Source organism: Thalassospira sp. GB04J01 (assembly GCF_000751115.1).
Lineage (GTDB): Bacteria > Pseudomonadota > Alphaproteobacteria > Rhodospirillales > Thalassospiraceae > Thalassospira > Thalassospira lucentensis.
This window is the reverse complement of sequence record NZ_CCDX020000013.1, coordinates 1-20,516: the sequence shown is the minus strand read 5'-3', so window position 1 is coordinate 20,516 and position 20,516 is coordinate 1. Positions and strand designations below refer to the sequence as shown.

Sequence of the window (20,516 nt, the reverse complement as noted above, 5' to 3'; positions counted from 1 at the left end):
ACCGTGAGGGAGGGGCACGGCCGTTGCTGTATCTGACCTGTGGTTTGACGCGTCATTTAGCAGGGGGGGCTTTGACGCCGCACAGGTCAGGTGCGTGGGGGTTGATGCATTTTGTCTGTTAGGCGGCCTTTACGTCTGATGTTTTGGGTGTGCTGTTGTCGTCGGTTTCGTCAATATTCTCGTCATCCTCGTTGGGCAAATGGCCCTGTGGATTGCGCAGAAGGTTGGCAATCATGCGCATCCCGACATCACCCTGCAGGGTCAGCAGGCTTTCGGGATGAAATTGCACCGCACTGATCGGCAGGACTTTATGGCGCACTCCCATGATGACGCCATCGTCACTTTGAGCGGTTACCCGAAGATCGCCGGGCAGTTCATCTGCATTGGCAAATAACGAGTGATACCGCCCGACCTCGATGTCATCTGGTAATCCTTCAAACAGCGGATCGGTTGTATCGAGTTTCACCTTTGACGGTTTGCCATGCATCGGTGTGACAAGTTGACCCAATGATCCGCCGAAAAATTCAACAATCCCCTGCAGACCAAGACAAACGCCAAAGACCGGAAGACCTGCGGCCAAGGCACGTTCAATGCTGTCGCGCAGATGATAGTCATCGGGGCGGCCCGGACCGGGCGACAGGAACACCAGATCAGGTTTGAAATCATCAAATGCCTCATCCGGGAAGCCGGGGCGCAGGGTCAGGGTCTCCGCCCCGGCCGCGCGGATATAGCTTGCAAGGTTTTGTACAAAGCTGTCTTCGTGATCAATCAAAAGCACACGTTTGCCAATACCCGATACCGCCGGATCAATGGTGATCTCATCCTTGGCGTCACGGGTGACGGCATCAATCATTGCTGATGCCTTGAGCACGGTTTCGTCTTCTTCTGCCTCGGACACGCTGTCATAGAGTAACGTCGCACCAGCGCGGACTTCGGCGATACCCTGCTTGAGGCGCACGGTGCGCAACGTCAGTCCGGTATTGAGGTCGCCATTACACAGAACCGCCCCAATCGCCCCGCCGTACCATGCCCGCGAACTGCGTTCGACCGCCTCGATATGTTTCATGGCGGCACGTTTGGGTGCCCCGGTCACAGTGACCGCCCAGCAATGGGTCAGAAACGCATCAAGTGCATCGAACCCGTCGCGCAGACGGCCTTCGACATGATCAACCGTGTGGATCAGGCGCGAATACATTTCGATTTGACGGCGGCCCAGAATGCGGATGCTGCCCGGTTTGCAGACACGGGCCTTATCATTGCGGTCAACATCGGTGCACATGGTCAGTTCCGACTCATCCTTGGTCGAATTGAGCAATGTACGGATGTTTTCGGCATCCTCAATCGCATCACGACCGCGCGCAATCGTGCCTGATATTGGACAGGTTTCAATGCGTTGACCATTGACCCGGACATACATTTCCGGCGACGCACCAATCAGATGTTCGCCGTCGCCCAGATTGATCAAAAACCCGTACGGCGCGGGGTTGCGGCGTTTCAGACGGCGGAAGATTTCAGAGGGTGCGGTGGCGCAAGGGGTTCTGAAAACGCGGCTTGGGACAACTTCAAACAGTTCACCGCGAGCAAAGCGTGGTTTTGTTTCATCGACAATGGCAGCGTATTCGCCGGGTTTCATGTCGTTTTCAACAACGGCATTGTTGCCGCGTGACGGGGGGTGAGCCTGTGAAGCGCGTTCCAGCCCAACCGTGCTGTGACCATCCGGGGTGATGAATTCATATTCGATTTTGGTGGCCACGCGCGATGCATGGTCGACCGTAATCAGGCGATCGGGCAGGAACAGATGGATGTCCTTATGATCGGCGGGGCGATCCTGGGTCAGATTGATCTGTTCGAAATGAAGCGCGATGTCATAGCCAAATGCCCCGTATAGGCCAAGGCGTTCATCCCCCTTATGCGCAAAGAGATCACGCAGGGCACGTACCACGGAAAACAGACTTGGTTGTTGGCTGCGCTGTTCTTCGGGGAACCAGGATGCCGGGGTTTTGACGTAGCCATAAAGCCCGTCGTCACCGTCGGTCACACCTTCAATGTGCGGGTGATTGCCCAAGGTGTTGGAAATGATATCAAGGAGAACCCGGCCACGATCATTGAGGGCCCGGATGGCAAAGCCGCGTTCGCGCCCGGTAATTTCAAGCGGCGGGGTGTCAAATCCCATGTCCCAACGTGAATAGCGCCCCGGGAACTCATAGCTTGAAGACAGCAAAACGCCTTTGGTCTGATCAAGTGCGTCAATCAGGCCTTCGGTGGCGTTTTCATAGGTAATGGTGGTCATCCGACGAATGACAGAGATGCCACCATCGGTGGTATATCGATATTCGCTGCTGTTTTCTGTTTCCGAGATCGGGGTGGTCACGTTGTTTACTCCTGTGTTGGCCTTCGCCGCAGGAGGATCGTGATCATCAGAAAAAGAAAAGAAGTCTGAAAACACAAAGCCGCCTGCAAGAATGAGGCGGCCGATTGTTTTAGGGCATGTTTTTTGGCCACCCGCTTATGCGAGCCACCACCAACGATTTGCAATAAGGATCGGGTTCATGCCGTGTGTTTTCATGCCACAAAACATGAGCGCAAAAAATTCGGGCGTCAAGGCTTTTACGCCGGAGGGTTTGTTTCCGCGTCTTTTAGTTCAAGTTGCAGGGGGTGATGACAATGTGGACAGGTCAGAATTTCGTCGCTTTCGGTACGATGGACATCGCGAATGTCTTCGACAATTGATTGGGCCTGCTCGTCGCTGATGCCAAGGTCTTCTTGATGGGATTTCAGTTTGTTGCGCACCCGGTCGGTCAGGCGTTTGCCCAGCAATTGTCGGGTTGCCTGATGGCGATAGGCGGTTTCACGCCGGCGCAATTCACTGTTAAAGGCCGATGCCAATATACCGGCCGGAACAGCAACAATACCAATCCCGGTCAGCGAAATGATACTGGCAAGGAATTTACCAAACGGCGTGATCGGAACGACGTCGCCATACCCGACAGTGGCAAGGGTAATCACGCTCCAGTACAGCGCATCAATCAGATTGCCGAACGCATCGGGCTGAGCCTGATGTTCGGCAATGTAAATCGCCCCGGCACTGAACACCAGCATACAGGCAAGGGCGGCACTGGCGGCGCCAAAGATGCCTGCTTGCTGACGAAATACCAGCAACATCAATTCCAGCCCGGTGGAATAACGGGTGAATTTCAACAGTCGTAACAATCGCACGATACGAACGAAGCGCAGATCAATGGATGTAAATATCCACAGGATAATCGGCAGAATGGCAATCAGGTCAATCAGCGCCATCGGCGTCAACATATAGCGTAAACGCGCCCAAGAGCCGGAAAAGTGGGGGTCGTCGGGGGCGGACCAAACGCGCAAGGCGTATTCGATGGTAAAGATCAGGGTACACACGCCTTCGATGACGGCAAATGCGATGAAATAACGATCAGCAAACTCGTCGACCGAGTCAAAAATCACCGACACAACGTTGATGATGATCGCACTGGCCAAGACCAGATGAACAATCAAGGATAGACGCGACTTCCGGTCTACACCGTGAAGCAATGTCTGTACCTGTGATCTGAATGTCTTTTTCATCGGCGCGTATCCAACTGGCAACTCTTGATGATCGTGCCCGGTGATCTTCGCGCCAATCGTTTCAGAAAAGGTTAAGCATAGACCCCAAGGGGTTAGTAGCCCTTGGCCGCATGGATGAAGTCGGCAATCTTACGCGCATCCTTCACACCCTTTGTCTTTTCGACACCCGATGAAACATCCGCCCATGGTGCGCCGGAAATTTTGATGGCCTCGGCAACATTATCGGGGTTAAGGCCACCGGCCAGCATCCAGTCGCTTTTGAAATGGCGTCCGGTTAACAACGTCCAGTCAAAGGACACCGCATTTCCACCCGGAAGGACGCTGTCCTTGGGTGGTTTGGCATCAAACAACAGGAAATCAGCAATGCCGTCATAGTCAGACTGGGCTTTGTCGATGTCGTCTGCGGTACTGACAGAGATTGCCTTCATGACTTTCAGGCCAAAGCGTTGCTTGACCTCGGTCACACGTTCGGGGCTTTCTTTGCCGTGCAGTTGAATGACGTCAAGATTGCCGGCCTCAATTGCGGTTTGCAGGGCCTCGTCACCGGCTTCAACAAACAGACCTACCTTGAGGATGCTGTTGGGGACCTGTTTGGTCAGGGTGGTGGCCCCTTTGAGCGATATATGGCGCGGGCTTGGTGGGAAAAAGACATAACCCAAGGCATCTGCCCCGGCACTCATGGCCGCAATCAGGGCGTCTTCGCTGTTGATCCCGCAGATTTTTACCATGCAACTCATTGGGGCATCCTGTCTTGTCGTCACGCAATTCATAAGGGGGCATCTTAGCACCCATGCTTTCCATTAGCAGAAAGCACCGTAGTCCAACAGGATATTTACAATTTTACGTGGCTTTGCACTGGCAGGAATGCCTTTGCTGCGCTATTTTCCGCCCATGAGCAAGAATACAGACCCTGCCGCGGGCGAAAACGGCGAAAACACAACCCACTTTGGTTTTCGGGATGTCCCTGAAAACCAGAAGGCATCTATGGTGCGCGAGGTTTTCGACACTGTCGCGTCCAAATATGACTTGATGAACGATCTGATGAGCGGCGGCGTTCACCGTCTGTGGAAAGACTCGTTCATTAACGAGCTAAAGCCGCGCCCGGGCATGAAATTGCTCGACGTTGCCGGTGGGACGGGTGATATCGCGTTTCGGTTCCTCAAAAACGGTGGCGGGGCGGTTACGGTCTGTGACATCAACTATGAAATGTTGCATGTCGGACGCGACCGTGCGGCGGATCACGGCATCTTGCAAAACATCAACTGGACCGTTGGTGACGCGCAAAAATTGCCGCTCCCCGATCAGTCGGTTGATGCCTATACAATTGCCTTTGGCATTCGCAATGTGACCCGCATTACCGAAGCCCTTTCAGAAGCCTACCGGGTATTGCGTCCGGGTGGGAAGTTTCAGTGTCTTGAATTTTCCAAGGTTGTCGTGCCGGGCTTTGATAAGCTTTATGATACCTACTCGTTCAAGCTTCTGCCAGAAATTGGTCGGATGATTGCGGGCAACCGCGAGGCATATCAGTATCTTGCCGAAAGTATTCGCCAATTTCCTGATCAAGAAACTTTTGCGTCGATGATCCGTGATGCCGGGTTTGAGCGGGTGAAATATCGCAATCTGTCGGGTGGAATTGCTGCAATCCATTCCGGCTGGCGGGTTTGAGGAACAGTAACGAATGATCCGGTTTGTTCGGAACAGTTTTCGCCTGCTTGGCATGGCACGGACCTTGGCGCGCCATGATGCGCTGTTTCCGTTGGCCCTTGTCCCGGGTGGCAAACTACTTGCCTTTTTTGCCCGCCTGACAGCACCCTTTTCACGCCGATCAGATTTGCCGCCGGGACGCCGTCTTGCGCGTGCTTTGGAAGAACTTGGTCCGGCCTTTATCAAGCTTGGACAAACGCTTGCTACCAGATCCGATCTGATCGGGGATGATGTGGCTGCTGATCTATCTTCCTTGCAGGATCGTCTGCCGCCATTTTCAGTAAAAATTGCCAAGCGCATCATCACCGAACAACTGGCCGAACCGTTCGATGTTTTGTTTGATCAGTTTGATGATGAGCCGGTTGCAGCGGCGTCAATTGCGCAGGTGCATTTTGCCACCACGCCCGATGGGCGCGAAGTGGCGGTTAAGGTTCTGCGCCCGGATATCAAGGTGCGCTTTGCCCGTGATCTTGATCTGTTTTACTGGGTTGCAGAGATCGTCGAGCTTACGCAGCCGCGTTTGCGTCGTCTGAAACCAATTGAAACAGTCAAGGCGCTGGAAGACAGCGTTCATCTTGAAATGGATCTGCGTTTTGAAGCGGCGGCGGCCTCGGAATTTCGTGATAATTTCGACAGTGACCCGACCTATTACATTCCCCAGATTGATTGGGAACGGACCGCCGAACATGTCATGACCATGGAGCGGGTCAAAGGGGTTCGGATCGATAATGTCGAAGCCCTTGACCGTATGGGGGTTGATCGTTCGGCCTTGCTGGCAAAGGCTGCAGGTGCCTTTTTTCAGCAAGTATTCCGTGACGGTTTTTTCCACGCCGACATGCATCCGGGCAATTTGTTTGTTGACGAAACCGGACAGGTCAGCGTCGTTGACTTCGGTATTATGGGCCGTGTCGATAAACAGACACGCCTGTATCTGGCCGAGATGCTTTTGGGCTTTTTGACCCGCGATTATCATCGTGTGGCGGAAGTCCATTTTGAAGCCGGTTACGTTCCGCGCAACCAGTCGCTTGAAAATTTCCAGCAGGCCTGTCGTTCGATTGGCGAGCCGATTTTGGGCAAGGAACTGGCCGATATTTCGGTTGGGCGTTTGCTGGGGCAACTGTTTCAGGTCACCGAACAATTTGGCATGGAAACCCAGCCACAGTTGTTGATGTTGCAGAAAACCATGATCGTTGCCGAGGGGCTTTCGCGCATTCTTAGCCCGAATGAGAATATGTGGGAATTGTCCCGGCCATTGATCGAGGAATGGATGCGCGAGAACCTTGGTCCGGAAGCCAAGATCAAGGAAGCGACCCTGCAGGCCGGTTCGATGTTGCGTCGGTTGCCGCGTGTGCTTGAAGCTGCAGAACAGGCGTCTTCGGTCTTTACCGATCAGGGACTTCGCCTGCATCCTGATACGATTGCCGCCATGCGTGGAAAAGCGTCAAATGGTCAGGGCAAAAGCAATGGGTTTTCGCGCCATACCTTAATTCTTTGGGTGGCGATTGCCGCATTGGGTGCGGCAGTTTTCCTAAAATAATATTTAAAACAGGACGTATCTGATGGCTGAGCAAGAGTGCATGGTGGAAATCAGCACGGACCGTGCGCGTATTGACCATGCTTATTGCTATCACGTGATCGCCAATTCCTATTGGGGTGGTGGGCGCACACGCGGCGAGTTTGATAAATCCGTTGAAATGTCGGTTCCGGTTGGGGCCTATTGCGATGATAAGCAGGTCGGGTTCGCCCGGGTGGTCAGTGATTTGATCGCGATTGCCTATGTCGCGGACGTTTTTGTTGACCCCGATTACCGTCGGCGGGGTATTGCGGCAAAGATGATTGATGCCTTGCATGCGCACCGTGATTTGGCGCGGGTAAAACGCTGGCTTCTGGCGACCCATGATATGCAGCCGTTGTATCGACAGCATGGGTATGAAGACCTTGATGACCTTATGATGATGCGTGTTGATGAAGGGGCTAAAAGCCGAAAACCATTGCGATAGCGGTGGGGTTCACTGATGGTCTAGCGAGATGATCGCCACGTTGCCAAGAATAAGCAGGACACAAAAGAAAACGCCGCCTCGGTCAAGCCGGGCGGCGGTTTCTTTTTAATGCAGATATTTGGTTAGCTTTCGCGAACCTCGGCAAGGAAGTTGCCAACTTCGTCGCGCAGCGTACCCGATTGGGTGTTGAGCTTATCAGAAGCGCCAAGCACCTGATGTGCTGCCTCCCCGGTTTGACGGGCGGCAGCTTGCATCTCGTGGATATGGTTGGTGACTTCCTGCGTGCTTTGAACAGCCTGCTGAACTGAGTTTGAAATCTCGGTGGTTGCCTGACCTTGTTCTTGCACAGCCGCCGCAACTTCGGTGGCGATTTCGTTTAAGTTGGAAATGATGCTGGTGATGCCATCAATGGCACCGACGGCGTCCTGTGTTGATCCCTGAATGCCGGAAATCTGTGCCGAGATATCCTCGGTCGCACGCGCAGTCTGGTTGGCAAGGTTTTTGACTTCGTTGGCGACCACGGCAAAGCCCTTGCCAGCATCACCGGCACGCGCGGCTTCGATCGTTGCATTCAGGGCCAGAAGGTTGGTTTGTTCGGCGATGGCCTGAATGATTTGGACGACTTCACCGACTTTCTGTGCCGAAACATCAAGTCCCTGCACCATTTGGTTCACGCGGTTGGCTTCGGTGCTGGCGTTTGCTGTGATGTTGGATGTTTCATTCACCCGTGCGCTGATGTCGCGAATGGACATCGCAAGTTGTTCGGCCGCACTGGCCACAGTTTCAACACTGTGATTGGCTTGTTCAACTGCGGCGACAACGGCCTGAGATCCGGCTTCGTTTTGCTGAACGGCCGCGACCATGGTTTGGGCAACTTGTTGCATTTCACCCGAAGCACCCGAAACACCGTCAACAACCCCCATGACGGTTTGTTCGAACCGTCCGGCAAGGCCCGCCATGGCGTCCCGACGGTTGGCTTCTGATTTTGCACGTTCTTCTTCGCGCTCATGATCAAGCTGGGCAACGCGTTTGGCATTTTCCTTAAAGATTTCGACCGATGAGGCCATCTCACCGATTTCATCGTTGCGGCGACTGCCCGGAACATTGATATCAAGGTTGCCGTCAGCAAGGGCCGCCATCGCGCCATTGATCTTCACCATCGGGATCAAAATCTGGTGGCGCAAAACGAACCATGTGACGCCCAGAAGGACAATCAGGATGGCGGTGGCAAGGGCCAGTTGGACAATGACGGCCTGTTTGACCTCGGCATTGACGCGATCAAGGTTCCAGGCCGTGACCAGCATGCCACGATACATGTCAGCGTCGCGACGTTTGGAATATTTTGTGATCGGGGATGCGACGATAACAGCATCGTCAGAAATAAAGCTGATGACTTCCTTATTCTCGATTTGCTCAAGATAAGGTTCGATCAAAGCAGTCAGGTCATGTTTGGGAAGGGTTTCGGACTGGTAGCTACCGATTGCATCGCCATTGGGATTGATCGCAGACAGTGTTGCCAGCTGTGAACCTTCTTTGTCGGTGATCTTGCGAAATTCTTTTTCGACGGATGCCCCATCCATCGCGATAAATCCGGGCTGAACGGCGGTCGACAGCATTTCGGTTTTTTCGACCGATTCATTGTACATGATTTCAATCATGGCATTGCGCTGTGACACGGTCTGAATGGTCATCATTGCGCCAAATCCGACGACCAGCAATGCAACAATAACGAGAATAACTTTACGTCCGACAGATGTGCCGGATCTTTTTAGTTCGGCCATTTAAGGTCTCCCGTCCTTTGAAGCCATTTAAACCCAGTTTCCCCAAATACCCGGTCAGCTGTGTCGTTTCCGGTGACGACTGTTCTTGCTGATCGGTTTTGTGGCCAATTGTTGTTCAGGCTTGCACCCACTGAACCAATCGACTTTTTTTGTTGCCTGCCGTGGGGCAGGAAGGCGTCACACGTTCTCGTGCAACGGTTGTTCTTAATCAAAAAGCTACTCTAAAGGATCACATTATCGAAACAATAATCGATGGTTTTGGCGATAATTCGGTTTGGGGGAATTCAATTGGATAAATCCACTCAATCAGGCGGTATTTTTTGGTAAAATATACTAGGGTGCTCATATGTACGGGGCTGTCGACTCGGTTTGATGTGAATTGGCGGCACCTTAAGCGAGGCTTGCTTGTGCAAAAGCAATGGGTCCAGATTGGTCATGATCTGGGGCGGGGGAACGTAGATGGCTAAAACCAGTACAACAACAAAGAAACGGGCGACTAAGAAAACGTCGAAAAGCCCGACCAGTCGGAAACCGGCACAACCGAAAAAAACAGTATCAGAAGAAACAGCGGTGGTTCAGACCACGCTGTCACCGGTCCCCGATGTTCAGACCGTGCAAAAGGCGGTGCAGAATGGCAAGAAAAATGACCCTGAAACGGCGTTAGTGCAAAAGCGTCGTGTTGTGAATGATCTGTTCCAACGTGGGCTTGCGGCCCATCAGGCTGGTCAAATTGATGATGCCATCCGTCTTTACAGTGCAGCCTTGCGTCAGAACCCCGACCAGCCAGACGTTTGGAATAACCTTGGTGTGGCGCTGCGACGGAGCAAACGGTTTGCAGCGGCCCTGATTGCTTATCGCCGGGCGGCGGATCTGCGCCCGGAAAATGCCGGGCTATGGTCGAATATGGGCAACTGCCTGCGTGAAATGATGCGCTTTGACGAAGCACTCGCCGCCCATAAAAAGGCGATTGAGCTTGATGATACAATCAAGTCGCATACGTTTAATACTGGTCTTGTATATCGTGATTTGAATAAGTTTTCAGAAGCACTTGGCTACTTCAACCGTGCATTGGCGATGGACCCGGAGTATGTCGATGCCAATTGGGACAGTGCGCTCGCACATCTGGCGTTGGGGGATTACGCCAAGGGATGGGCGGGGTATGAAACCCGCCGCCAACTGGCCGACAATCCTATCCGTCCTCTCGACAGTGCGCCAGAATGGGATGGCAAAGGCGATTTGCGCGGTAAACGGTTGTTACTGCGTGCCGAACAGGGGTTTGGCGACATGATCCAGTTTGCCCGGTTCATTCCGTTGGTTGCCAAACGTGCGGCGCATATCATTGTCGAGTGCCGTAAGGAACTGATGCCGATCATGCGCACGGTATCAGGGGTTGGAGCCGTGGTTGAAAAGGGGCGTGCATTACCGGAATTTGATCTGCATGTGCCACTGCTGAGCCTGCCACATGTTTTGGGCATTGGCGAAGCCGACCTGAAAAAGATTTCCGCTGATCCGTATCTGTCTCCGCCCAAAGGAAAGCATGTGCGTTTGGCGCCCCCGACGGGCACGGTGCTTAAGGTTGGGTTGATTTGGGCGGGTAAGCTTAATCCCCGTGACCGTTCCTGCCCGCTTGATACGCTGCTTCCGATCCTGTCGGCCAAAGGTGCCGCGTTTTACAGTTTTCAAGTCGATGATCGCCGCGCGGATATTGAAAAAATCGGCGTCACGGCCTTTGTCACTGACCTTGGCGATCACATCCATGATTTCGGCGACAGTGCTGCCTTGATGCAGGCGATGGACCTGATCATCAGTATCGACAGTGCACCGGCCCACTTGGCGGGCGCAATGGGAATTCCGGTCTGGATGCTGCAACTTTACACAACGGATTGGCGTTGGTTGGTTGATCGCGCTGATAGCCCTTGGTACCCGTCCATGCGCATTTATCGCCAACAAAAGCCCGCAGATTGGTCTACGCCAGTTGAAAAGCTGTCAGCAGATTTTTCCACGTTATTGCAGGCGAGAAAGAATGCGCCTGGCGCAAACTAACTGCGACAATGCATGTTTGTCGGTCTTGTGACAGATGAAGAAAACAGCGAAAACTTGCCATACACGCAGACTAGGCGTAGGTAAGCGCCTTAATTTTGTAGATAGCAGACCTTAATGGTGTGTCGTCGATTACGATCTGAATAAACCCGTTTTGGCCAACAGATCTGGCGCAGGAGAATTCTTGTGAGCGAAGCTTATAACAAAGGTTTCCCGGTTTCCTGGGAACAGATGCATAGAGACGCACGTGCCTTGGCGTGGCGTCTTTTGGAACAGGGCCCGTATAAGGGCATTATTGCGATTACCCGTGGTGGTCTGGTGCCCGCCGCAATCATCGCACGCGAACTTGATATTCGCTTGATTGATACCGTTTGTATTCGCAGTTACTCTGACAAGAGCCGCGGTGATCTGGAATGGCTTAAGGGCATCGACGGTGACGGCACCGAAATGCTGATCATTGATGATCTTGTCGATACCGGCAAAACCGCCAAGGCTGTTCGCGAAAAACTGCCCAAAGCGCATTTCGCAACTGTTTATGCCAAGCCGCTTGGCCGTGAAGTCGTCGACAGCTTTGTGACGGAAGTATCCCAGGATACGTGGATTTACTTCCCGTGGGATATGGAATTGTCGGTTAACGCCCCGATTTCCGAACGCGCCCGCTAATCGGCTTTTGAAAGGTATCCGTATTACCTTGTAGCTGGTTGGCCCAGACAAGGAGAATACAGGATGCGCACAGAATTACGCCCGGTTTTCCATCGTCATGCCCGTCTTGCGGCCCGGTGGGCCGGGCGTTTGTGTTTTGGCGTTCTGGTCTTCGGTGTTGCGGGACTCGCAACCACCGAATCATCGGCACAACAGGTATCGGAACGGGTTGCCCGGACACAGTCACTTTTGTCCGGTGAGGCCGGATATCGATTGTCGGTGTTTGCCGAAGTACGTAACGCGCGCACAATGGCCGTGGCACCGGAACTGGGAGGTGTTTTTGTCGGTACCCGTGGTTCCAACCTGTATTTCGTGCGCGATGCAGATGAGGATGGGATTGGTGAAGAGGTCAATCTGATTGCGGATGATTTCAAACAGGCCAACGGCATTGCCTATCGGCCAGGTACCCTGTTTGTAGCCGATCAGCACCGGATTGTGTCTTATGACCTCAGTGGGTTTGATGGCACAAAGCTTAGTCGTCCGCGTCTTTTATTTACCAATCTTCCGGATAAAAGCCATCACGGTTGGCGTTATGCCGCACTGTCACCTGATGGGGATCGTTTGTTTGTTGCAGTTGGCGCGCCGTGTAATATCTGCAAGGTCAGTGGCCTTGAAGGCACAATCATTTCCATTCCGGTGAATGGTGGTGCACCGCAAGTTTATGCAAGCGGCATTCGAAATTCGGTTGGTTTGACGTTCCATCCCGATACAGGTGACCTTTGGTTCACCGATAATGGTGGGGACCGACTAGGCGACGACATCCCGCGAGAAGAGCTTAATCATGCTACAGGGCCAGGGGAGTTCTTTGGATATCCATGGTATGCGGGCAGTGACACAAGAAGCCCGCAATTTGACGATGAGGCGGTGCCGCACGAGGTTACCTTCCCGGCATTTACCTTTAACGCCCATAATGCGCCACTTGGTTTTGCGTTTGATGATGGTGATGCGCTTGTGGCGCTGCATGGTTCGTGGAACCGGACCATTCCAGATGGGTATAAGGTCGTTCGGGTTGAGTTTCGCAATGGCAAACCAAGCGTCGAGAATCCGTTCTTAAGTGGGTTCTTACGCAGCAACGGTGAAGTTGTCGGCCGTCCGGTGGATGTGAAGCATTATGTGGACGGATCGATCTTGATCTCGGACGATCATACAGGTGCGATCTGGCGAATGATGCCTGAAGGGTGATCATGGCGCCAAGCCCCGTAAATTAATTGATTGGGCTGGATGCGATGTTCTTGCATCGCCCGACAAAGACGGCTATAAAACGCCCCGCTCAAGCGGGTGTAGTTCAATGGTAGAACGGCAGCTTCCCAAGCTGCATACGAGGGTTCGATTCCCTTCACCCGCTCCAAGCTTTCCACCGTCACTTTCTGTATTAGTTTGTCGCGCAGGTCTTATTGCTTTGGCATGTGTTGTCACAGCCATCTGACGTGCCATCGGGACAGCATGCTATCAGGCGGTTTCGCAAACGTTTGCGGGCACGTTGAACGCGTGACTTAACCGTGGGCAATCTGATCGCATGACGTGCGGAAAACTCTGTTTGACGGGTTCGTTTCAGGTCAATCTCGGTCAGTATCTTTTGGTCGTCATCGTCCATGCCTGAAATAATATCTGACAGGCATGCGCTTAGATCGGCTTCATCAGGCTGTGTATCGACCGGGATCATTTCAGCGTGTCCATACCATGTTGGATCACTTTGAAGATTGTTGGTTGTGGAGCGTTTGCGACTTTGTCGGCGATAAAAATCAACGATTTTGCTGCGCGCGACAGCGTAGACCCAAGCGGACGGATTACTTGCAGTACTAAGCGTTGACTGGGTGCGGATGATCGCTTCAAGGATGTCGGAAACGACATCCTCTACCTCATTGACAGGGACGCGGGTTTGGACAAACCGGTGCAGGCCCCTTTGAAGGGCCTGCCAGTCAGCGGAACTATGGTGTGAGGATGCGAATTTCATTACTCTTTACGCACAACATACCTGATTGGGGTTTGATGCCTTCTTTGGTTGTTGGTCACAACAACCGGCCATCGACGAATTTGTATTCTTTGTTCCGTCTTTGGGATCGTCATCAAGGATACGATACCATTCCCATGACAATCCGTCTGGTTCCGTCGTCCAGAACTTATCTTGTTTGGCGTGGCAACACCCGGTTTGAGTAACCTCACTTGTTGCAATATCACTGTTGGTGAGACGCGCTGCGGTTTGAGAAAATTCGTCCACAGTTTCGCATTCAACCCCAATGTGGTTGAGGTTCTCTGGTGCGTTGGCGTTTTCAAACAAAACAAGTTTTAGCGGCGGATGAGTAATTTCAAAATTAGCATAGCCGTCACGTTGTTTGTGGACCGAGGTTGCGAACATATCGCTATAAAACGCAATTGCGCGATCAAGGTTTTGAACGTTCAGGGCAAGTTGCAGGCGCATTGTGTGTCTCCTATGACATCGATGTAATATCTAGGAAGACGCAAGCCCCAGCAGAAGGATGCAGAGGGATTCAAATTTCCGGAAAAATTTGAAAGAGTACACTTGAAGACTGTGCACTGGTATTGGCCCGTCAGGACAAGGTGCGGCTTATGGTGCAGGTGCCAGATAGACGAGGTTTTTGTCGCGCGCTTCTTCATCGCTGCAAATCTTGATGCTGTCTTCTTTGGCGGTGCTATCGGCGAAACGGGGATCAAGGGGCCCGATATAATTGTTTGCCCCCTCGGTCCTATAAAGGCAGTGGCCATTTTCACCATCAAGGCGTTTACCGTCACGCCATTTTTCAGGGGCGATTATATCGCCACCATGGATACCGATTTTCGCATTGTCGGCTTCGGTCGATAGGCTGTCATAGCGGTGTGAATAGCCCGGTATCGGCAGGGCTTCGCCGTCGGTGATCATGGCCGCAGCCACGTCTCGTTCGCCAATGCCACATTCAACAATGGGGAAATCACCTTCTTTTTCTGAACGTTCCGGGTCACCGGGCCAGCATTGGACGGTGAAGGGGGCCATGGCGAAATATTTGCGCAATTGCATGGCCGATGACATGCCACAATCCTGGAAAGTGCCATTATGACGGCACTGTTGGCCGAGTTCAGGAGCATCCATTCCTGCGATGTCGGCAACTTTGCCGTTTATCATGATCGTATCGCCATCAATCACCTGTATGTCCCGGCCTTCGGCCTCTAGTGCCATTTCGCCGGTCTTTGCAATTTTGTCCCCGGCGGCGTGAACCGGTTTATCCTGCAGGTAAACGGCAAGCGCAAATAATGCGGGTACGGCAATCAAGACAATCAGGTGGGAAAAGCGTTTCAAGCAAACCTCGGTATGTTGGCAACTGTGGGGCAGACCCCAAGTATCGCAAGGATGGCACATCAGACAGATCAACAGAACATCTAAAAACAACGGCGAAATAATGACCTTGATGGACTGATGCGATGTCATTCCGCCAGGTCTTATCCAATAACCGGATGCATTTACGGACGTTTGGCGCTACAAGCGGATTTTGGTCCAGCTGTCAGGGAAGCGGCTTTGTTTCGTCTGCAACCGATCTTTTTCGTCGTCGGGGTCATGGTTATTATCATCGGTGTTTCGATGTTGGTGCCGGCGGCCGTGGATTTGTATTACGGAAATCCCGACTGGAGAATTTTTGCGCAAGCCTCGATGACCACCATCGGTTTGGGCGGAATGGCGTGCCTTGCCTGTCGATCCGATATCGGGCCACGCGTGACATCACGCCAGGGCTATGTCCTGACTGTCGTGTCATGGATTGCGGTCAGCCTGACCGGGGCGTTGCCACTGTGGTATTCATCGCTTGATATCAGCTTTTGTGACGCGGTGTTTGAAACGGTTTCCGGTCTGACAACAACCGGATCGACGGTTTTGTCTGGCCTTGATCAAATGCCACCGGGTTTGCTGGTGTGGCGTTCGATCATGCAATGGCTTGGCGGGATCGGGATCATTGTTACCGCATTAGCACTTTTGCCGATGATGCGTGTTGGCGGGATGCAGCTTTTCCAGATGGAAAGTTCGGACCGTTCAGAAAAACTCAGCCCGCGCATACGCGACATGTGCATGCAGATTGTGCTGATTTATGTCTCGCTGAGCGTCATCTGCATGTTGCTTTACCGGTTCTTTGGCATGACATGGTTCGATGCCATCAACCACGGCATGACGACCCTTGCGACGGGGGGCTATTCGACGTCGGATATGTCTTTTGCAAAGTTCGATTCCAACCTGGCCCTGCATTGGGTCGGGGTTGTTTTCATGTGTGCGGGGGCCCTGCCCTTTACCGCCTATGCGGTTTTGATCCGTAAACGCAAAATTGGCGCGATCATTGGCAATCAGCAGATCAAGCTGTTTGGCCTGATCATCACGGTCTTTACCCTGCTTTTGACATTCCGGCTGGCCCAGATTTCAGATGACAGCATTTTCCGGTCACTGACCATGGCGGCCTTTAACCTTGTGTCGGTGATTACAACGACGGGGTTTGCGTCGGGTGATTATCTGTTGTGGGGGCCAGCAGCGGTGATGCTGTTTTTCTTTGCAACTTTTATTGGTGGGTGTTCGGGGTCGACAGCGGGCGGGTTCAAGATGTTCCGCCTGTATGTGATTTTTACCGGGCTTCAGGCGCATTTCATGCGGTTGCGCAGCCCATCAGCGGTCGTGGTCAGTCGTATTGATCGCCATGAGATCACCTCGGACATTTTCAATGCTGTGACGGTGTATGTCTGTCTTTTGGCGTTGAGCTATATGGTGGTAACGGTCGCACTTGGGTTGACCGGGCTTGATCTGATCACGTCGATGAGTGCGGCGGCAACAGCACTTGCCAACGTTGGCCCGGGACTTGGCAATATTATCGGACCGGCAGGCAACTTCCAGTCTCTGCCCGATTCGGCTAAATGGATTCTGGATGTTGCGATGATCCTGGGCCGGCTGGAGTTTGAAACTCTGCTGGTGCTCTTGATGCCGTCCTTCTGGCGCGACTAGGTTTTAACCGGCGATTTTCGCCGTCTGACCTTAAATATGTCGTGGAACAATCCGATCAGCATCACGTTCTATACCAGACATCTCCGCAGCATATGTGCGATGCGGCAAGGTAGATTTGCCTTCGCTTGATAAATCCCTATAATGCGCGGCCCGCGATGGATCGCGGTGGTCGAATATGACAGCAATTTTTATACGAGGTTAGACAATTATTATGAGTGCCGAAAATCTCCATGTCGGTGTAATCGGCGCAACCGGTGCGGTTGGCGTCGAGCTGATCAACGTTATGTTTGATCGTAACTTCCCTGTAGGTGAACTCACCCTGTTCGCGTCCGAGCGTTCCGCAGGCAAGACCGTGGAGACTAAGTTCGGCACTAAGACCGTCGCGCTGTTTTCTGTCGAAGAAGCCAAACAGTGTGACATTGTCTTCCTCGCTGTTTCGGGTGATTTTGCCAAGGAATATGGGCCGAAAATTGCCGAAGGTGCGTTGGTGATTGATAACTCCTCGGCATTCCGTTTGAATGACGATGTTCCGCTGATCGTGCCGGAAATCAATGGTCATCTTGCCAAGACAGCAAAGCTGATTGCGAACCCAAATTGCACCACGGCGATTGCCGCGGTGGCACTTTGGCCGCTGCATCAGGCGTTTGGCTTGAAGAAAGTCATCGTTTCAACCTATCAGGCCGCTTCGGGTTCCGGGCAGCCGGGTATGAACGAACTGCGTGAGGGGCTTGCTGCGGGTTTGGCAGGTAAGCCGATCCCCGCTGAGGTGTTTTCTTCGCCGCTGGCGTTCAACGTCATTCCGCACATCGATACCTTCCAGGAAAATGGCTACACGCGCGAAGAAATGAAGGTAACCTGGGAAACCCGAAAAATCTTTGGCACGCCTGATCTGCCAATTTCATGCACGGCAGTGCGTATCCCGACGGAGCGTACTCATTCCGAGTCCATCGTGATTGAAACCGAAAAGGTTGTGACCCCTGATGCGGCGCGTGAAGTGCTGGCGAAAGCCAAGGGTGTGAAGCTTGTTGACGATCCTGCCAACAACAAATACCCGATGCCGTTGACCGCGACGGAACAGTATGACGTCGAGGTGGGTCGTATCCGTACGAACCTGATCTTTGGCGATCATGGTCTGGAACTGTTTGTGGCCGGTGATCAGCTGCTTAAAGGTGCGGCTTTGAATGCTGTCCAGATCGCCGAAGCATCGATTGCTGACTAAGCCAACAGGTTTGGACGAGAATGCAAAACGGCCCCGATATTTCGGGGCCGTTTTTTCGATTTAGATCGCCTAGCGGATCAGCCAAATCATGCCAACGAAATATGATCCGGGCCAGTCGCCTTGGCCGTGTAAAGCGCATTGTCGACCCGCATCATCAAGGTATCGATGTCTTCGCCATCGCGATATTCGGTGACACCGGCACTGATGGTCATGGTGATTTCTTCACGACCGAACCGGATGGGTGAATTGCGGACGTGATCGGCCAGGTCGCGTGCCTTGGTCAGCGCGTCCTGTCGATCCATCTCCGGGAATAAAATAACAAACTCGTCACCACCCCAGCGACAAACAATATCAGACTCCCGCACGGCGGTCCGAATATTGGTCAGGACCTCACGCAGGACTGCATCCCCGCCCGGATGGCCATAAGCATCATTGATGCCCTTGAAGTCATCAAGATCGAAAGTCATCACCGACAGCGGTTTTGTCTGGCGTTTGCAGCTTTTCCGTGTGGTGTCAAAAAGCATGTCAAACACTTGCCGGTTATAGCTGCCTGTCAGTTTGTCGCGTGATGCCAGTTCTTCAAGGCGGTTCTGATAATTTCGAATTGTCAGATAGGCGGCGAGCCCGACGATAACTGTAATCAGAAGTGAAATGGCAATATTGATCAGCAGCGTGTTCTGGATACGCTCATTCGCGACAAAATCGTTTTGTTCAACGATCAGAAGCCAGCCAAATTCAGGCACCAGGCGGCTGTTGACGAAGTAAGTTACGCCGTCTTCCTCATATGAAATCGACGACCCGGGGGCGGTCAAAATTTGAGTTGCGTGATAGCGCATGCCACGACGTTCATGGAGCGAATTCGCAGTTCCAAAACCACTTCCGTTAAGGGTCACTTTGCCTTCGCGGTCTACGAAATAGATCGTGCGACCGTATCGCTTTTGGTAGGTTTCAATCAGGTTTGTGACCGCTGTCAGGGACAATCCGACGCCTGTGACGCCGATGACATTCCCATCGTAATCACGTACCTGATAGTTGACGAAAATGGTCAAGCGGGACCGGTCGACGGTATCGCTGTCGATATTGACTTCATAGGGTTTGATGTCGTCGCGCGCCTGAAAATACCAAACGTCGGCTGGGTCTTCTTCACTGATTTTTTTGATGACCCCGCTCGGGTGGTAATAATTGCGGGTTTTTTCGGAGATGAAATACGACGTAATCGTATCGTAGCGGTTTTGGATTTCACCCAGATACTTGATGATCTTGTCGTTATCCTGTTCACCCGCCAACGCCCAGTCGCGGACAAATGTGTCATGCGCCATCAGCGATGAAATGAAAATCGGCTGCAGAAGATCGCGCTGTATTTCGGAATAAATGTTGTCGCTGGTAAGGGGCAATGTGGTTTCGGAAATCTGTTCTTCAACAGATTCTCGCGCAACATGGAAACTGACAAAACTTGTCGTCAGAAAACCGGTCGCCAGCAGGAGACACAGGACAATTGCGAAGTATAATTTCTTTCCCAAAATGGAAAGCCCCCAAAGAAAGCAATGGCTTGTGCCGCCGTTAATTTGTTCTCTGCGGCAAATTTGACGTTTGTAATGTAGGGCAAATTAAACACGATTGCATCGTCCGAATTGGTTCGGCTTCTCGATTGTCGTTCGGGTGGAACATGGGGATGCGAAAAACTACCCGGTCAGTCAATTGGGCTCAGATCCTCGTGATTTTAAATGATATGCGGTTAATTGCGATCAGTATCGGAAAATAATGGCTTTGCTGTCATGATGCGATCAATAGTCTTTGCCTGCCGGATGCCTGATCGGGCAATCGTCAGTACAATGGTGATCAGACGTGAAGTCAAACCAGAAAACGGCTGTTTCCTGCGCATGGTTGCGCTTTCAGATCCAAAAGACATGACTGAAAAGGTCTGGACTTTCTTCCCGCATGTGCCAAGAATTCCGCAGCATGTGACGAAGAGGGTACATCACAGTCGCAATTTCGGGTATGCAGTGCTCTGGCAAGATACAACAGCAAAGACATCAGGCCGTCCTGCCCACGAGGTAGAACAGCGCGGTAAACATGCCAAGAGGCGTTTCATTGATCGATTTCCGTCCCATTCTTTTCATCATTGGCATTCTGCTTTGTACGCTGGCAGTGGGTATGTTCGTTCCTGCACTGGTTGATCTTTATTATGGTCAGTCGGATTGGCTCGTGTTTTCGGCGGCATCCTTTGTGTCGCTGTTCGTGGGCGGCGCGCTGATCATGATGAACCGGATGGAGAACCTGAAAATCAACTCGCGTCAGGCCTTTATCCTGACGACATTAAGTTGGCTGGTTCTCACGGCGGCATCGGCCCTGCCATTTGCTTTTTCTGATCTTGATATGTCCTACACCGACGCATTTTTTGAAGCGATGTCAGGCATTTCAACCACGGGATCGACGGTGATTGTCGGTCTTGATACCGCACCGCAAGGGATTTTGTTGTGGCGTGCACTTTTGCAATGGCTTGGCGGGATCGG

The 20,516-nt window shown here is 52.5% G+C and carries 17 protein-coding genes and 1 tRNA gene; 10 read left to right on the top strand and 8 right to left on the bottom strand.

Going from position 1 to position 20,516, the window contains the following annotated elements; all coding sequences use genetic code 11:
* Positions 1 to 118 precede the first annotated feature (118 nt).
* From AMM48_RS13920 to AMM48_RS13910, 3 genes are all read right to left on the bottom strand, one after another.
* Positions 119 to 2,371, bottom strand: a complete 2,253-nt coding sequence (locus tag AMM48_RS13920; protein WP_102784535.1) for an anthranilate synthase component I — start codon at positions 2,369 to 2,371, stop codon at positions 119 to 121.
* 236 nt (positions 2,372 to 2,607) lie between these two features.
* Entirely contained in the window at positions 2,608 to 3,591 is a 984-nt protein-coding gene (locus tag AMM48_RS13915; protein ID WP_102784534.1) for an ion transporter, read from the bottom strand.
* Between the two features lie 92 nt (positions 3,592 to 3,683).
* Positions 3,684 to 4,328, bottom strand: a complete 645-nt coding sequence (locus AMM48_RS13910; RefSeq protein ID WP_102784533.1) for a phosphoribosylanthranilate isomerase — start codon at positions 4,326 to 4,328, stop codon at positions 3,684 to 3,686.
* A gap of 154 nt (positions 4,329 to 4,482) precedes the next feature.
* On the opposite strand from AMM48_RS13910, the gene ubiE reads away from it, so the two are divergent.
* From ubiE to AMM48_RS13895, 3 genes are read left to right on the top strand one after another with little or no spacing between them, the layout of a single operon-like run.
* Positions 4,483 to 5,256 carry a bifunctional demethylmenaquinone methyltransferase/2-methoxy-6-polyprenyl-1,4-benzoquinol methylase UbiE gene (gene ubiE / locus AMM48_RS13905; protein WP_101301703.1) on the top strand — a complete coding sequence of 258 codons (774 nt, stop codon included), beginning with the start codon at positions 4,483 to 4,485 and terminating at the stop codon, positions 5,254 to 5,256.
* A 13-nt stretch (positions 5,257 to 5,269) separates the two neighbouring features.
* Positions 5,270 to 6,832 (top strand): 2-polyprenylphenol 6-hydroxylase, encoded by a 1,563-nt coding sequence (ubiB, locus tag AMM48_RS13900; RefSeq protein ID WP_022733849.1) that lies wholly within the window; start codon positions 5,270 to 5,272, stop codon positions 6,830 to 6,832.
* 22 nt (positions 6,833 to 6,854) lie between these two features.
* Entirely contained in the window at positions 6,855 to 7,295 is a 441-nt protein-coding gene (locus tag AMM48_RS13895) for a GNAT family N-acetyltransferase (protein ID WP_102784532.1), read from the top strand.
* Between the two features lie 122 nt (positions 7,296 to 7,417).
* Here AMM48_RS13895 and AMM48_RS13890 read toward each other — a convergent pair whose 3' ends face one another.
* Positions 7,418 to 9,076: a HAMP domain-containing methyl-accepting chemotaxis protein gene (locus tag AMM48_RS13890; protein WP_102784531.1), complete on the bottom strand. Its 1,659-nt coding sequence runs from the start codon at positions 9,074 to 9,076 to the stop codon at positions 7,418 to 7,420.
* A 459-nt stretch (positions 9,077 to 9,535) separates the two neighbouring features.
* Between AMM48_RS13890 and AMM48_RS13885 the strand changes: the two genes are divergently transcribed.
* From AMM48_RS13885 to AMM48_RS13870, 4 genes are all read left to right on the top strand, one after another.
* On the top strand, positions 9,536 to 11,119 hold the full coding sequence (locus AMM48_RS13885; RefSeq protein ID WP_102784530.1) for a tetratricopeptide repeat-containing glycosyltransferase family protein: 1,584 nt from the start codon (positions 9,536 to 9,538) through the stop codon (positions 11,117 to 11,119).
* 183 nt (positions 11,120 to 11,302) lie between these two features.
* Positions 11,303 to 11,779: a xanthine phosphoribosyltransferase gene (gpt, locus tag AMM48_RS13880; protein WP_181951576.1), complete on the top strand. Its 477-nt coding sequence runs from the start codon at positions 11,303 to 11,305 to the stop codon at positions 11,777 to 11,779.
* A 63-nt stretch (positions 11,780 to 11,842) separates the two neighbouring features.
* A complete protein-coding gene (locus AMM48_RS13875; RefSeq protein ID WP_102784529.1) occupies positions 11,843 to 13,000 on the top strand; it encodes a PQQ-dependent sugar dehydrogenase in 1,158 nt (385 codons plus the stop codon).
* Between the two features lie 92 nt (positions 13,001 to 13,092).
* Positions 13,093 to 13,166: transfer RNA gene (locus tag AMM48_RS13870), tRNA-Gly, on the top strand.
* 24 nt (positions 13,167 to 13,190) lie between these two features.
* On the opposite strand, the gene AMM48_RS13865 is transcribed toward AMM48_RS13870, so the two are convergent.
* The 3 genes from AMM48_RS13865 to AMM48_RS13855 form a co-directional block, all read right to left on the bottom strand.
* Positions 13,191 to 13,772: a sigma-70 family RNA polymerase sigma factor gene (locus AMM48_RS13865; RefSeq protein WP_102784528.1), complete on the bottom strand. Its 582-nt coding sequence runs from the start codon at positions 13,770 to 13,772 to the stop codon at positions 13,191 to 13,193.
* 6 nt (positions 13,773 to 13,778) lie between these two features.
* Positions 13,779 to 14,237: an ArsI/CadI family heavy metal resistance metalloenzyme gene (locus tag AMM48_RS13860; protein ID WP_102784527.1), complete on the bottom strand. Its 459-nt coding sequence runs from the start codon at positions 14,235 to 14,237 to the stop codon at positions 13,779 to 13,781.
* Positions 14,238 to 14,384: 147 nt separating this feature from the next.
* Complete coding sequence (locus AMM48_RS13855) at positions 14,385 to 15,110, bottom strand: thermonuclease family protein (RefSeq protein WP_102784638.1); 726 nt, start codon at positions 15,108 to 15,110, stop codon at positions 14,385 to 14,387.
* A gap of 216 nt (positions 15,111 to 15,326) precedes the next feature.
* Between AMM48_RS13855 and AMM48_RS13850 the strand changes: the two genes are divergently transcribed.
* Both AMM48_RS13850 and AMM48_RS13845 read left to right on the top strand, forming a co-directional pair.
* Positions 15,327 to 16,784, top strand: coding sequence for a TrkH family potassium uptake protein (locus tag AMM48_RS13850; protein ID WP_240626353.1), 1,458 nt, complete (start codon positions 15,327 to 15,329; stop codon positions 16,782 to 16,784).
* 211 nt (positions 16,785 to 16,995) lie between these two features.
* Positions 16,996 to 18,003: an aspartate-semialdehyde dehydrogenase gene (locus AMM48_RS13845; RefSeq protein ID WP_022733839.1), complete on the top strand. Its 1,008-nt coding sequence runs from the start codon at positions 16,996 to 16,998 to the stop codon at positions 18,001 to 18,003.
* Between the two features lie 86 nt (positions 18,004 to 18,089).
* On the opposite strand, the gene AMM48_RS13840 is transcribed toward AMM48_RS13845, so the two are convergent.
* The gene (locus AMM48_RS13840; RefSeq protein WP_244271234.1) at positions 18,090 to 19,523 is read right to left on the bottom strand and encodes a sensor domain-containing diguanylate cyclase; all 1,434 of its coding nucleotides are present in this window, start codon (positions 19,521 to 19,523) and stop codon (positions 18,090 to 18,092) included.
* 571 nt (positions 19,524 to 20,094) lie between these two features.
* Between AMM48_RS13840 and AMM48_RS13835 the strand changes: the two genes are divergently transcribed.
* Positions 20,095 to 20,516 (top strand): potassium transporter TrkG (locus AMM48_RS13835; RefSeq protein WP_279627492.1); only part of this gene is annotated, 422 nt, incomplete at its 3' end.

Excerpts from the sequence above, each read along its gene's own strand:
- AMM48_RS13915 (WP_102784534.1), bottom strand. The coding sequence starts at position 3,591 with ATGAAAAAGACATTCAGATCACAGGTACAGACATTGCTTCACGGTGTA.
- AMM48_RS13910 (WP_102784533.1), bottom strand. The coding sequence starts at position 4,328 with ATGAGTTGCATGGTAAAAATCTGCGGGATCAACAGCGAAGACGCCCTG.
- ubiE (WP_101301703.1), top strand. The coding sequence starts at position 4,483 with ATGAGCAAGAATACAGACCCTGCCGCGGGCGAAAACGGCGAAAACACA.
- ubiB (WP_022733849.1), top strand. The coding sequence starts at position 5,270 with ATGATCCGGTTTGTTCGGAACAGTTTTCGCCTGCTTGGCATGGCACGG.
- AMM48_RS13895 (WP_102784532.1), top strand. The coding sequence starts at position 6,855 with ATGGCTGAGCAAGAGTGCATGGTGGAAATCAGCACGGACCGTGCGCGT.
- AMM48_RS13890 (WP_102784531.1), bottom strand. The coding sequence starts at position 9,076 with ATGGCCGAACTAAAAAGATCCGGCACATCTGTCGGACGTAAAGTTATT.
- AMM48_RS13885 (WP_102784530.1), top strand. The coding sequence starts at position 9,536 with ATGGCTAAAACCAGTACAACAACAAAGAAACGGGCGACTAAGAAAACG.
- AMM48_RS13875 (WP_102784529.1), top strand. The coding sequence starts at position 11,843 with ATGCGCACAGAATTACGCCCGGTTTTCCATCGTCATGCCCGTCTTGCG.
- AMM48_RS13865 (WP_102784528.1), bottom strand. The coding sequence starts at position 13,772 with ATGAAATTCGCATCCTCACACCATAGTTCCGCTGACTGGCAGGCCCTT.
- AMM48_RS13860 (WP_102784527.1), bottom strand. The coding sequence starts at position 14,237 with ATGCGCCTGCAACTTGCCCTGAACGTTCAAAACCTTGATCGCGCAATT.
- AMM48_RS13845 (WP_022733839.1), top strand. The coding sequence starts at position 16,996 with ATGAGTGCCGAAAATCTCCATGTCGGTGTAATCGGCGCAACCGGTGCG.